Origin of the sequence: Dactylosporangium sp. NPDC000521 (assembly GCF_042898305.1) — a bacterium.
Taxonomy (GTDB): Bacteria; Actinomycetota; Actinomycetes; order Mycobacteriales; family Micromonosporaceae; genus Dactylosporangium.
In genome coordinates this window covers 298,392-311,758 of record NZ_JBIAYW010000008.1, presented here as the reverse complement: position 1 = coordinate 311,758, position 13,367 = coordinate 298,392, and the positions used below count along the sequence as shown (strand labels likewise).

The 13,367-nt window shown below is 71.4% G+C and carries 3 protein-coding genes; 1 reads left to right on the top strand and 2 read right to left on the bottom strand.

Annotated elements, in window-relative coordinates; genetic code table 11:
* Positions 1-90: 90 nt before the first annotated feature.
* Together ACFY3L_RS26940 and ACFY3L_RS26935 are read right to left on the bottom strand one after the other, a co-directional pair.
* On the bottom strand, positions 91-2,358 hold the full coding sequence (locus ACFY3L_RS26940) for an alpha/beta hydrolase family protein (RefSeq protein WP_389329534.1): 2,268 nt from the start codon (positions 2,356-2,358) through the stop codon (positions 91-93).
* Between the two features lie 425 nt (positions 2,359-2,783).
* Complete coding sequence (locus ACFY3L_RS26935) at positions 2,784-9,263, bottom strand: RHS repeat-associated core domain-containing protein (protein ID WP_389329531.1); 6,480 nt, start codon at positions 9,261-9,263, stop codon at positions 2,784-2,786.
* 284 nt (positions 9,264-9,547) lie between these two features.
* On the opposite strand from ACFY3L_RS26935, the gene ACFY3L_RS26930 reads away from it, so the two are divergent.
* Positions 9,548-13,303 carry a ricin-type beta-trefoil lectin domain protein gene (locus ACFY3L_RS26930; RefSeq protein ID WP_389329528.1) on the top strand — a complete coding sequence of 1,252 codons (3,756 nt, stop codon included), beginning with the start codon at positions 9,548-9,550 and terminating at the stop codon, positions 13,301-13,303.
* Positions 13,304-13,367: the final 64 nt, after the last annotated feature.

Genomic DNA, 13,367 nt, shown 5'->3' with positions numbered 1-13,367 from the left:
ATGGCGCCGGAGACGCGCCCTTGGCCTTGCCCAGCCAGCCGGGGCGGTGGGGCCGACGGGTCGCGCCGGCCCCACCGCGTGCAATTCGCGTCAGGCGTCGTCGTCGACGACCGTCAGCCAGGCGAAGCCGTCGCCGATCACGACACCGGTGGGGGCCGAGATCGTGATCTTGTATCGCAGCGACGCCGTGTTGGCGACCGTGTTGCCGTTGAGCGGCACCTGGATCGTCGCCTCGCTCGCGCCCTTGGGGATGGTGACCGGGAACGACAGCAGCGGCACCTGCCCGGCCGACGAGGACCCGCTTGCCGCCGTCTGCACCTGCACGGTCGCCGCCTCCTGGAGCTTTCCGCTCAGCGACAGCCGCATCGCCGCGGTGCCGGGTCCGTTGCCTTCGGACACCGTCACGTCGGCGATGCTGGCGTGCACCGCCGAGGTGGCGCCGCCGCCGCCGACACCCGGGGTGTCGAAGGCGATGTCGGACAGGTAGGCGCCGCCGGCCGGGGTGGCCGGCCGCACGATCACGGAACGGATGCCGGTCAGGTCCACCCCGGACATCGAGGTGATCGGCAGCCGGACCGTGCGCAGCCAGGTCTTGCCCAGCCTGCTGATCCCGTTGGCCGTGTTCGTCGACGCCGGGAACGGCGTGAGCGCCGGACTGACGTCGCCGACCCGGACGGTCGCGGTGCCGCCCGCTTTGTCGACGAGCGTGACCTCGAGCTCGACGTCGCCGACCGCCGTCTCGTCCCGTGCCACCCGGAAGGTGAGCGCGTCGTACTTCTTGACGTTCCACTCACCCGGCCCGAGCGCCACCCGTACCTCCGGCGACACCGACGCCGCGCTCCACTGCAGCCGCAGGACCGGGCTGACCGGCACCGACGGGGCGAACGTCGCCGGCGTCCAGTGCGGGATCTTCGAGGTCGCGGTGGTCGCCGAGCACGGGGTGTCCCCGGGGAGCACCCGCGCGGTCACGCTGTAGCAGTACGCGCCCAGGTCGAAGCCGGAGACTGAGACGTTGCCGGCCGGGCGCTCCAGCGGTGCGAGATCCAGCCGGCGCGACCCGGGCTGCTGGGCCTGGGCGTGGACGACGGCCCGGCCGGCCGACGGCACCGTGCCGTTCGTGCCGTCGAACAGCGGGAGGAACACCGTCTCGCCGCCCTGCACGAGCCGGAAGAAGCCGGCCATGTACGCGGTGCCGACGGCACGCTGCTCGGCGCTGGTCAGCCGGGTCGGGCTGGCGCTGCCGCACACCTCGTCGTTGGCCGGCGACCAGTCGTCGCTGGACGGCGCTACGGACACGCCGGGCGTCCACTCGGTGTTGAAGAAGTTGTGGTCGGCTCCCATGATCATGAGGGACGACCGCAGCACGTTGTCCCGCACCGAATACCGGGTGTCGTCGAAGAAGTGCTGCCCCTGCTGGTTGGAGACGTCGCCGTCGCAGTACGGCAGCAGCACCGCCATCGGCACGTCCGGCAGCGTCGGCCGGCCGAAGTCGACCGGGGCGAGCGGCAGGACCGCCTTGACGCCGAACGGGTGCTGCCGTTCGGCGTTGAGCAGCGCGGCTTCGACCACGCCTTCGCCACCGCGCGAGTGGCCCATCAGCCCGACGTTCGACATGTCCAGCCGGCCGGCGAGCGGGTGACCCGCGGTCCTGGTCCACTGCGCCAGCAGGTCCAGGTGGTCCATGACCAACTGCCCGCGGGCCAGGGCCCCGTTGTCGTCGGTGAAACTGGCGTCCTTGGCGTTGATGCCGTTGGCGCTGATCGACACGACCACGTACCCGTGGGTGGCCAGGGCCTCCGCGGTCTCGGTGTACCCGAGATAGCTGTCGATCGGAACGAACCCGGCCGCGCACGGCCAGTTGGTGTTGTTCGTCGCCCGGCTGGTCGGGTTGTAGCAGGCCGAGTGGCGGCCGTGCAGGAAGATCACGACCGGGCGGGCGCCCTTCGCGCCGGCCGGTGCGTAGACCGCGGCCCGGATCTCGGCCGGCAGGTCGCTCAGGCCGGACAGCGTCGTCGCCGTGTCACCGAGGTCGTAGTCGACCCGCTCGACCCGGAACGGACCGGGCTGCGCCGGGTCCGTGTACAGCTGCTTCTTGAGCAGGCCTTTGGGCGTGGTGGGGGCGGCCGCGGACTTCGGCGGCGCCGCCTTGGATCCGGGCACCACGCCGTTCCAGGCGACGTCGACGCGTTGCGCGCCGGCGACGGTGGCGTCGGTGGTCTCCACGGTGAGACTCAGCCCGTCAGCCGATTCCTTCGCCGCCCCGATGACGCGCCCGTCGACAGCGAGCTCCGGCACGGCGTCGCGGACCGGCAGCGGCTCGTCGAGACGCAGCGTCACCCGCGTGCCGCCGTCCGGCAAGGTGTCGACGGTGAAGCCGTTGGAAACGACCGGTTCGCCGGGATCCGCGGCGGCGGAGGGTACGAAAAGGCCGGCTGCGGCGATGCAGCCGGCGAGTATCGCGGACGGAAGACGGACTCGCCCCCGGAGGGGTGCCAAACGGACCATGTGCTGCTCTCCCTGTTTCGCATTGAAAGCTTCAATGCGAAATGGAAGATAGGAACGGCCTGTTCCAGCGGGACGCCGATGAAGAATCGGTCCGGTTACCGCACGGCACAGCATTGTTTCGACGGTCACGATTGATATCAGGCAATGAGCCATATTTCGATGTGCTCGGTGGCTGATACGCATTCGGAGGAAGGCGGCGCCCGCGGCCCGGCGAGGGCCTGCCTCGGGTGGCCCCGCGAGCGCGCTCGCGGGGCCACCACCCGGGCGTCATCCGGGCGTCATCCGAACAGCCGGCCGACGAATCCTGAGACGGTGTTGCCCGGGTCCCAGGTCATGCCGGTGAGGTCCTCGCGTTTGCCGGGCAGGAACCCGCCGACGCCGCCCGCGGCGACGGCGTTGCCGAAGTTGGCCTTCATGACCGAACCGTAGAACTTCGCCCCGACGCCCATGGCTGGGCCTTTGGCGCCCCGGGTCACCAGGCGGGACAGCCCCGCCGCCACGATCTTGGTGCCCTCCTTGGCGGCCGTGGGTGTGGAGAGGACGTCGGTGAAGAACTGCTTCGTCGTCGTGACCGCGGCCGCGGTCCCCTGGCTCATGCCCTGCTTGATCGCCGTGCCGCCGAACGCGCCCTTGAAGAAGCCGGCGACGCCTTGCGTGGCCGCCCGGTTGGTTCCCTTCAAGGCCATCCATCCGACGGTCTTGGCGGCGAACGTCCCGCCGGCACCACCGACGGCGCCACCGGCGATGCCCAGCAGGCCGCCGATGCCGGCGTCGAGCGCCACCTCGCCCCAGCTGTTGCCCTTGAGCTTCGAGGTCAGCCCGGCCCCGACCGCGCCGGCCAGCGCGCCGCACGCCAGGGCACCGACACCCATGGTCAGCGCGGAACACCCGAGCGTCAGGCCGATGCCGACGAGCGTGCCGATGCCTTCGGGGCTCTTCACCCACCGGACGCTCGCGTCGACCGCGCCCTTGGCCTTGTTCTTGGCCTTGCACAGCCAGCTGTCGCAGGAGCTCTTCTTCTTCGGCGGCGGGCCGCCGGCCGGCGGGGTCCACGTCTTCGGGGGCTTCGTCCAGCCGTTGGCGGCGTTGTTCGTCGCGTTCTCGGTGGCCGTGTCGGACCGGTCGACGTTGGCGGGCCCGCAGTTGTAGATGCGGCAGGGTGTGGACAGGTCGTAGGAGTTGGTGCCCTCCGGGTCGGACCGGTTGACGGGGTCGTTGCCGGCGTAGCTGTAGCCGCCGAGCTGGTTGGGGTCGGCCGTGTTCAGGACCGGGTCGACGCTGGCGAACCGGCCGCTCACCGGGTCGTAGTGCCGGGCCCCGAGCACCGTGTACCCGGTCGTGGCGTCGGTGGGCTTGCCGAGGTATCCGTGCGTGTCGGGCCAGGTGGCCGGCTGGGTGCCGCGCGGCGCGCCGAATGGGGTGTAGGCCCGCCAGCTCGGGTTCTGGCCCCGGTAGTCCAGCGTCATCGTGGCCGTGCCGAGCTTGTCGTTGAACAGGTAGCTGTAGGCGGTCGACGTCGTGGCGGAGCGGACGCACAGGGTGCCGTCGGTGGCGGCGTAGTACCGCTTGCCGGAGACGGTGTTCGTCGACGTGTTGAGCGTCAGCTCCTGGCCCGGCAGGTACAGCGTGGTGGTGTTCGCGCTCGGGTTGCGCTGCAGCAGCAGGTCACCGTCGGCGTCGTACACGTACTGCGCGTTGACGGTCGTGCCGGTCTTCACGGTGTCGAGGCGGCCGCCGCCGTCCCAGGTCAGGGTCTGTGTGCCCCGCTCGGGTGTGGTCCGGCCGACCGTGTTGCCGTCGGTGTCGTACTGGAACGTCCGGGTCCGCGTGCCGCCCGGGCCGGTGACGGTCTCCGCCGAGACGGTGTGCGGCTGGGCGTTCCCGGCGCCCGGGTACGTGTACGTGGTCGTGGTGTCCGCGACGCCGGCGAGGCCGTGCTGCACCTCCTTGGTCCGGTCGCCGATGGTGTTGTACGTCCAGCTGGTCCAGTACGGGTTGATGCCGCCGACGGTGGCGTCGCTGCCGCCGCCGCCCAGGTTGACGGCGCACTGGTCGGTGGCCGTCCACGCGGTGGTCAACCGGCCGAGCAGGTCGTAGGTGAAGCACTGCGTCTCGGTGGCCGCGCCGCTGTTGCGCGCGCTGCCGATCTTCTCGATCTTGCCGAAGGCGTCGTACGTGTAGGTGAGGTCGTTGATCCGGGACGCGCCGGTGCCGCTGCGGTCGATGTACGTGTTGAGCAGCTTGCCGTCGTGCTCGTCATAGATGTAGGTCGCCCAGGACACGTTCGTCGTGCCGAAGCCGAACTTGGTCTGCGACACCTGCCCGAACGGGGTGTAGCGGGTCGAGTCGACGTACGGGCCGAGCGCGCTGCCGATGCCGGACGGCAGGTCGGTCGCCGTGTACGTGCGGTTGACGGTCTCCGCGGGCAGGCCGCCACCGGACGGGAAGAGCGTCTTCTGCAGCAGCTCGTTCGTGGCCGTGTACTGGCTGGTGAAGGTGTACGTGCCAGCGAGCGACCCGTTGGCGGGCGTGGCCGGGATGACGACGGTCGTGCCGGTCGGGTTGCCGCGCACGGTGTACCCCGTGGTCCGGGTCTCGTACACCGCCCCCGTCCCGTCGTAGCTGAACTGCGCCGACAGGCGGCCGATGCCGTTGGGGACCGTGACCGAGTCGTACGTCCAGCGGGCCGACAGCGGCGAGGACGTCGTCGGCCCGTCGTACTCGGCGACCTTGCGGGCCAGCTTGTCGTAGACGGACGTGGTCGTGTTGCCGCGCGAGTCGGTCGACGAGGTGACGTTGCCGTGCTCGTCGTACCTGGTGTAGGACGTGCCCGCGTCCGGGTCGATCTTCTGCACCGCCCGGCCCCGGATGTCGAACACGGTCCGCCAGCTGTTGCCCTGGTTGTCGGTGATCCGGTCCTGGTTGCCCCGCCGGTCGTAGCCGTAGGTCATCTGGACCGGGTTGCCGCCGCTGACGACCGGGCCGTTGACCGTGGGCATCGACGTGTAGTGCAGCAGCTGGGTGGTCCGGCCACGCGCGTCGCTGACGGTGGTGGTCGGGGTGCCGCCGGTCGGCGGGATGCTGGTGACCCGGTCACCGCCGTGGACGTTGCGCGTCACGTCGCGGACCTGGCCCTTGTACAGCGCGGTCACCTGGACCTTGCGGCCCAGCCCGTCGAAGGTGGTCAGCTCCTGGCTGGGCACCTGCTGGTCCTTGCCGACCATGTCGAGCATCGTGGTCGTCGGCTCGCTGGACGCGTCGTAGTAGGCGGCGTTGGTCTTGACCACCCAGCCGTGCGAGTCGTAGAAGGAGTCGGTCACCGTCCGCCCGCCGACCGGCGTCGCCGTCTGCGTCTGCCGGGGCCGGGTCCGCGCGTCGAAGAACTCGACCTGCAGCCGGTAGGAGCCGTCGTCGTTGAGGTTCCACGTGCTGACGGTGAGCGGTGCGGTCTTGCTGACGCCGTACGCGTACTTCTCGTTCGCGCCGAGGTTGAGCGCGCGGCCGGGCACCCACACGCCGGTCCGCCGGCCGAGCGCGTCGTAGGCCTGCGTGGTGGTCTGGTTGTTGACGTCGGTGTCCTGGACGGTCAGGCCCCGGGTCGGTTCGAGCGTGCCGCGGACCGTCTGGTTCAGCGGGTTCGTCGTCGCCACGCCGGTCGTGAGGCCGTTCGTCATCGTGTACGCGGTCGTCGTGCGGTTGCCGAGCGCGTCGTCGACCTGCACCGGCCGGCCGTACTCGTCGTACAGCGTCTTGGCGATCGTGGTGAACCCGAACGTGCCGTCGGTGTCGGTCGCCTGCTGCGACATGCTCAGGTCACCGACCGCCGCCGGGCCCGGCGGCCAGGTGGCCGAGAACGCCGGGTCGTCGTAGAAGGACCGCGTGCTGCTGATGACGTCGGCCGGGCGGTTCACGGCCGCCGGTGCGGTGAGGCCGTTCGCGCCGGAGCCGCCGCAGGGCAGGGCGAGCCGCTCGGTGCTCGCGGTCAGGCCGACGAGGTGGACGCTCGTGTTCGCCGGCACGTACGTGGTGACCATGCAGGTCGCCTGGCTCGGCTGCGTCACGTCGCCGTAGTCGTACACGACGGTGGGCAGGCCGGTCGCCGGGTCGAACGTGGTGTCCGTCCGCGTCGTGCGCCACGTGGCCGGGCTGGTCGAGGTGATCGCCGAGGTGGTCCGGGACGAGACCGTGCGCACGATCCGTGCGGTCAGGTCACCGACCTCCGGGCGGGCCCGGGTCGCGGTCGGCGGGCTCACCCAGTAGTCGCTGACGGTGGCGTTGTCGGCGGGGCCGCCGTCCACGGTGTACGTGACGGTCTGCCGCACCGAGCCGGCCAGCTCCTCCACGTCGGGCACCGTGACGATGGCGCCCGGGACCGGCACGGCCGAGGACAGCGTCACCGACGCGCTCCGGCGTGCGCCGCCGGGCAGCTTGTCGCCGTCCATGCCCCGGTAGTAGATCGTCTCGGACAGGGTCTTGAGGTCGGTGCCGGAGCCTTCGCGGATCCGGACCCGGCCGAAGCCGCGCCACTGCCCGTACGTGCGGTGTTTGGCCTTGACCAGCTCACTGTCGTCGAAGTGCCAGGCGCCGCCGTCGAGGTACTCGTAGCGGGTGGTCTCCGGTGGCGAGCCGCCGGTCGGGTCCTGCTCGGTGACCTCGGTGACGACGTACTTGTGGAACCAGTCCAGCGTCGGGTCGGTGAAGCCTTCCCGGGTCCAGTACACCGGATAGCACAGGCTGGTGTTGGTGGCCGGGTCGAGCGAGACCGGCGCGGCACACTCGGTCCGGTAGCCGACGCCGATGACGGATCCGGTCTCGGTGCTGATCGTGGAGATCCGGTTGTGGTTCATCGCCGGGGCGTTGTCGATCCCGTCGGCGCGGTTGGCCAGCTTCGTCGGCTCGAACGTGACCGGCGGCAGGGTGATGGCCGAGGCGCCGGTGCCGCCGGTGTGCTGGATCGACTGGAGCCACAGGGCGGGCGTGGTGCCGTCACCGGGCGCCGGGAACGTGTGCGTCAGCGCCCAGCTGTCCACGGTGGAGTACCCGGAGCCGTTGTTGATCTGGGTCGCGATGCCGGTCAGGCGCAGCCGGGTCCAGAACGTCACCGCGTGGTTGTTGCAGGTGGCGCCCACGTCGCAGTTCAGGTCGTACGGCGTGTCGGGCCAGCGGGTGGGCGCGGACGCGATGTTGCCGGGCGCGCAGGCGCTCGCCGACTCGATGCAGCGCTCGCCGTAGCTGAACTGCACGCGGGCCGGCGCGCGGCCGTTGTACGGGTTCGGGTCACGCAGGCCGTAGTCGACGTGGTCGAGCCAGCCGCCGCGCACGAACTGCACACCCGTGGTGCCCTTGTTCGCGCCGTACCGGTTGAGTTCCTTGCCGTAGTAGAACGCGACGGCATTGTGGTGGGTGTCGACGATGTAGTCGAGGTTCCATTTCCACGCCATGTCGCAATGCGAGGACGAGAAGCCGGCCGCGTTGTAGCACGGGTCGCTCGTGCGCGGGCTGTACACGCGCTGGGTCCAGGCGGAATTGGTCTCGGGGTTCCCACTGGCGAAACCGGGCAGCTTGTTCAGGCCGAAGAAGTATTGCGTGCCGTTCTGGGTGGTGATCTTCCAGTACTCACCGTTCTTCGTGCCGTTGTCGGCACCGGTGAGCAGTTCGACGCGGGCACCCTCGTCGTTGGAGATCTTCCATTTCGTCGGGGTGCTCGGGTCGTTCACCAGATCACCCGAGCCGGCGATCGACGAGATGCTGGCGATCTGCCCGGCCCAGCAGGAGTCGTTGACCTTCGGCGCCGTGCCGGTGGGGTCGTCCGCGCAGGTGCGGTAGGTGCGCTGGATGAAGCCGGCGGCGTAGTTCCAGCCGTCGCCGATCGCGGACGTCTGGTTGTTCGTCGACACCTGCTGGCCGTCGACGGACTGCGCGGAGTACGACAGCGAGACCGACGGCTCCAGGCCGCCCGGCACCGGCGGCGTGTCGATCGGGTAGCTGTAGCCGAAGTCGCCGGAGTGCCCGCCGGCCGTCCACGAGCCGACCGGCTTGAACGGCGTGGCGCTGTAGTCGCCGGTGGAGCCGCTCGGCGCCGCCGCGACCGCGAACGCGGCGCCGCTCGCACCCGCCGCGCCGAGGTCGAGCACCGTGCTCAGCTCCGCGCCGGACCGGGTGGTGGGCAGCGGCGTCTGGGCCTGGCATTCGGCCAGCTCAGGGGTGCGCAGGGCACAGCCGGGCAGCGAGACGAGGCGCAGCCGGTTGGGCCAGTCACCGCCGTACGCGCCCAGGATGCCCGACGGGTCGACCCAGACCCGCATCCGGCCGCGGGCCTCGAGCCCTGCCCCTGCGGTGGCCTGCAGCAGCAGGCCGTTGACGCCGGCGCGCTGCGCGGCGGGCCGGTCGGCGAGCGTGACGCGGACCTGCGCTGGCGCGTCGGCGGTCTCCTTGGCGGCGGACACCGGCAGCCTCCCGGCCGGCGCCCGGCGGGTCGCGCCACTGCGCAGGTCCCGCTGCGTCGGGTCGCCCATGACGGCGGGGAGATCGACGAGGGCGGTGCCGCCGGCCGGCCAGGACACCGGCGGGGCGGCCCACGGGTCGCCGCCGGACAGGGCCGGCGCCTGCACCGGCTTGGCCGGCGCCCCGCTCACGCCCGGCCACTGCTGGGTCGGCGGTGGCGTCGTCCGGGGCCTTTCGGTCGCCGGGAGCACGACGCCGGCGAGCGCTGTCAGCATGAGGACGGCGATCGGCAGAGCAAACCGTTGCCGCGCCATGGAACGAATCCGGACAGATTTGTGCACGACAATTCTCACGGCGCTCGACCCCCGTATGATCGCCTCCGCTGTCGACCGGACCATACACCGAAAAAAGTCGATGTGGAACTCTCGATTTTCGTCGTTCGGAGGCCTTATGGTGCGCCCGCGGAGGCTCGCTGAATTGATCATCACGCGATGATCAATGTCATTGCGTGATTCGCAACGAACGGGGGATGTCAATGCGAAGTACACGTATGTCCAAATCACGCCTGATTCGCGCCGTCGCTGCCGGTTGCTGTGCGGTGTCCGCCGGCACGGTGCTCAGCGCGACCGCGTCACCGGCGCTGGCGGACCCGGTCCGTGACCCCGCGCCGGCGCGGCCGGGGAGCGCCGCGGGCGACATGGCACAGGCGGCCGCGCGGGCCCGGCTCACCGGGCGGCCGGTCGAGATCACGTCGGTGACGACGCCGACCCAGCGGACGCTCGCCAACGCCGACGGCACGCTCACCATGGAGCTCAACCCGCAGCCGGTGCGCGTCAAGCACGACGGCGCGTGGGTCCCGCTCGACGCCACGCTGCGGCGCAACGCCGACGGCACCTTCAGTCCCGCCGCCTCGGCCGCCCCGCTGGTGCTGTCCGGCGGCGGCGACGCCGCGTTCGCCACGATGACCAACGGCGCCAGCCGGCTCGGGCTGCGCTGGCCGGGCCGGCTGCCCTCACCCACGGTCTCCGGCGCCACCGCCACCTACGCCGGCGTGCTGCCCGGCGTCGACCTGATGGTCACCGCCACCGTGCAGGGCGGCTTCTCGCACGTGCTGGTGATCCACGACGCGACGGCCGCCGCCCAGCCCGCCCTGGCCGAGCTGACGCTGCCGATCGTCGCCCAGGACGCCACGCCGAAGGTCAACCCGGGCGGCGACATGGTCGTCGTCGACCGGCAGGGCCGCAGCGTGTTCACCGCGCCGCCCGCGCAGGTGTGGGACTCGTCCGAGCCGGTCGAGGGCGCCGGCGCGGCGGCACTGACCGGCGCGGCCGTGCCCGCCCGCAACGCCGCTGGTGAGCCGCGCGTGTCCACCGCGCACGAGCCGGGCTACGCCGCGAAGCGAGCCGGTGTCGGGGTGCGCGTGTCCGGCGGCGGCCTGACCCTCACCCCCGGTGCGGGCGCGCTCAAGGGCCCGGGCGTCAAGTACCCCGTCTTCCTGGACCCGTCGTGGAACCCCAACTCGACCTCGACGTCCCGCAACGCCTGGGCCTACGTCAACAGCAACCACTCGACCACCCCGTACTTCAACAGCGGCGACGTGGCCCGGGCCGGCTACGCCGGCTGGGAGACGCCGTACTACAGGGCCCGGTCGTTCTTCCAGTTCCCGATCCCGTCGGGGCTGTGGGGCGCCTCCATCATCAGCGCCACCCTGCAGACGAAGTCGGTGTGGTCGGCGACGAACACCGCCTACTCGTTCGCGATCCACCACACCTGCGGCATCAGCAGCAGCACGACGTGGGACAGCCAGCCGTGCAAGGACTACTTCATCGACCGGCGGACGCTGCCCGGCAACTGGCGCAGCAACGGCAGCTACAACCCGATGCAGCACGACTTCGACGTCACCGGCGAGATCCGTAACGCCGCCGCGGGCCGCTGGTCGGCCACCACCATGGGCCTGTACAACGACACCGAGACCGACCGCAACGCGTGGCGCAAGTTCGAGAACAACCCGAGCATCGCGGTCACGTTCAACTCCACTCCCAACACCCCGGACCGGGCCGTCACCAGCCCGTCGGCGCCGTGCACGGGCGGGCAGATCGGCAACACCGCGGTCACGTTCTCGGCGCACCTGTCCGACCCGGACGGCACGCAGGGCCTGCTCGAGGGGCAGTTCACGATCGTGGACCAGACGGCCGGCACGACGCTCGCCACGCCGGCGGTGACGGTCAGCAACAACCAGACCGCCTCGACGAGCCTCGCCGCGGCGCAGTTCGCCGACGGCCACACGTACGCCTGGAGCGTCCGTGCCACCGACGGGCGGGACACCGGCCCGGCGACGCCGACGTGCACGTTCACCGTCAACAAGCGCCAGCCGGCACCGCCGGTCGTCACGTCCGCGACCTACCCGGACGGGCTGACCGGCGCGCCGGTCGGCACCGCCGGCACGTTCACCTTCAAGCCGCCGACCGGCTCCGACCTGCCGATCAGCTACGTGTACAGCCTCAACGTCGCCCCACCGGCGACGGTGCCCGGGCAGTACGGCCCGTTCCGGGGCGGCACGCTGCTCATCGCCGAGGCCGGGGGCGCACCGACGGCGGTGTCGCTGACCCCGCGGCGGTTCGGCCCGAACATCCTGTACGTCTACTCGATCAACGCGGCGGGCAACCCCAGCCCGGTGACCGTGTACCGGTTCACCACCGACGCGCCCGCCCGTCCCGCCGTGGCCGGCGACGTGACCGGCGACGGCGTTCCCGACCACATCGAGGCCGGCACCGCCGCCCGGCCGGGCGCCTGGCTGTACCCCGGCACCGACAAGGCCGGGCACCTCGGCGCGCCCGTGCAGGTCGGCGCCCTCAGCACCGGCGGCGCGGGCGGCACCGGCGGCGCGGGCGGCACCGGCGGCGCGGGCGGCACCGGCGGGCTCACCGACTGGACCGGCACGACCGTCGGCACGACCGACCTCACCGGTGACGGTGCGCTCGACCTCGTGGTGAAGCTGCCGGTCGGCACCGCCGAAGGCAACGTGACGGTGATCCCGGGCCCCGGTGACGGGTCCGGCTTCGACCCGGTCGACCGGATCCAGATCCGGCTGCCGAAGGTCGACGGCTCGGCCGGCAACCAGGTCACCGACCAGGTCGTCGCGTCACCGAACCCGAGCGTCACCGGTTCGCCGATGCCCGACCTGTACGTCGTCGTCGGCGCCAGCCTGTACCTGTACCCGCCGGGCTTCCCGCCCGGGGCGTACGAGACGCCGATCCTGCTCAGCGGCGGCTGGGCCGGCAAGACCCTCACCGCCGCGGCCGTCGGGGCGGACCCGGCGCTGTTCGCCCGCACCGCGAGCACCGGCAAGCTGGAGCTCTTCACGGGCAACACCGCCACCGGGACCCCGGCCGGCACCGGCACGCCGGTGGTCTACGCGGCCTCGGGCTTCGAGGCGGCGTCGGCACCGGCGATCGCGGGCGCCGACATCAACGTCGACGGCAGGCCGGACCTGTGGGTCAACCGCGGCAACGTCGCCGTGCACGCGCACCTGAACACCGGCGCGAACGCGCTCGGCGCGGCGGTCGCCAACGCCAGCGGCAACCAGGGCCTGCTCCGCTCCGACAACGCCGGCTTCTGCCTGGACGACTCGCTCGGCCGTGACGTCGACGGCAACGTCATCTGGGCATGGAGCTGCAACGCCGGCTCGAGGTCGCAGATGTTCACGATGCCCGGCGACGGCACCATCCGGATCAACGGCAAGTGCGTCGACGTCCTCAGCAGCGGGCTCGCCAACGGCACCAAGGTGCAGCTGTGGACCTGCAACAACGGCGGCGCACAGCAGTGGCGGCCGGGCCCGAACAAGTCACTGGTCAACCCGCAGTCCGGCCGCTGCCTCGACGTGCCGATGCCGATGGGCAACCAGGCGCAGGCGACGATCTTCGACTGCAACGGCGGCGTGAACCAGACGTGGACGCTCGACGCGACCGGTATCGGCCTGGTGCGGTCGGCGTTCCCCGGCAAGTGCCTGGACAACAACACGGGCGGGCTCGCCAACGGCAACCAGATCCAGATCTGGGACTGCAACGGCGGGGTCAACTCCCAGCTCTGGGCGATCCTCGGCGACGGCACCGTCCAGATCGCCGCGTACTGCCTCGACGTGACCAGCGGCGGCACGGCCACCGGCACCCCGGTGCAGCTGTGGACCTGCAACGGCGGCGGCGCGCAGCAGTGGGTCGTCGGGCCGTACCAGTCGCTGATGAACCCCCAGTCGGGCAAGTGCCTCGACGTCCCCAACTCGAACTCCGCCAACGGCACGCGGCTGCAGATCTGGGACTGCAACCAGGGCGCGGCGCAGCGCTGGACCCTGCCGTGACAGTCCTGACCTGACGATCGCACCGCACGGCCGGTGGTGCTCCTGCCGCGGAGCACCACCGGCA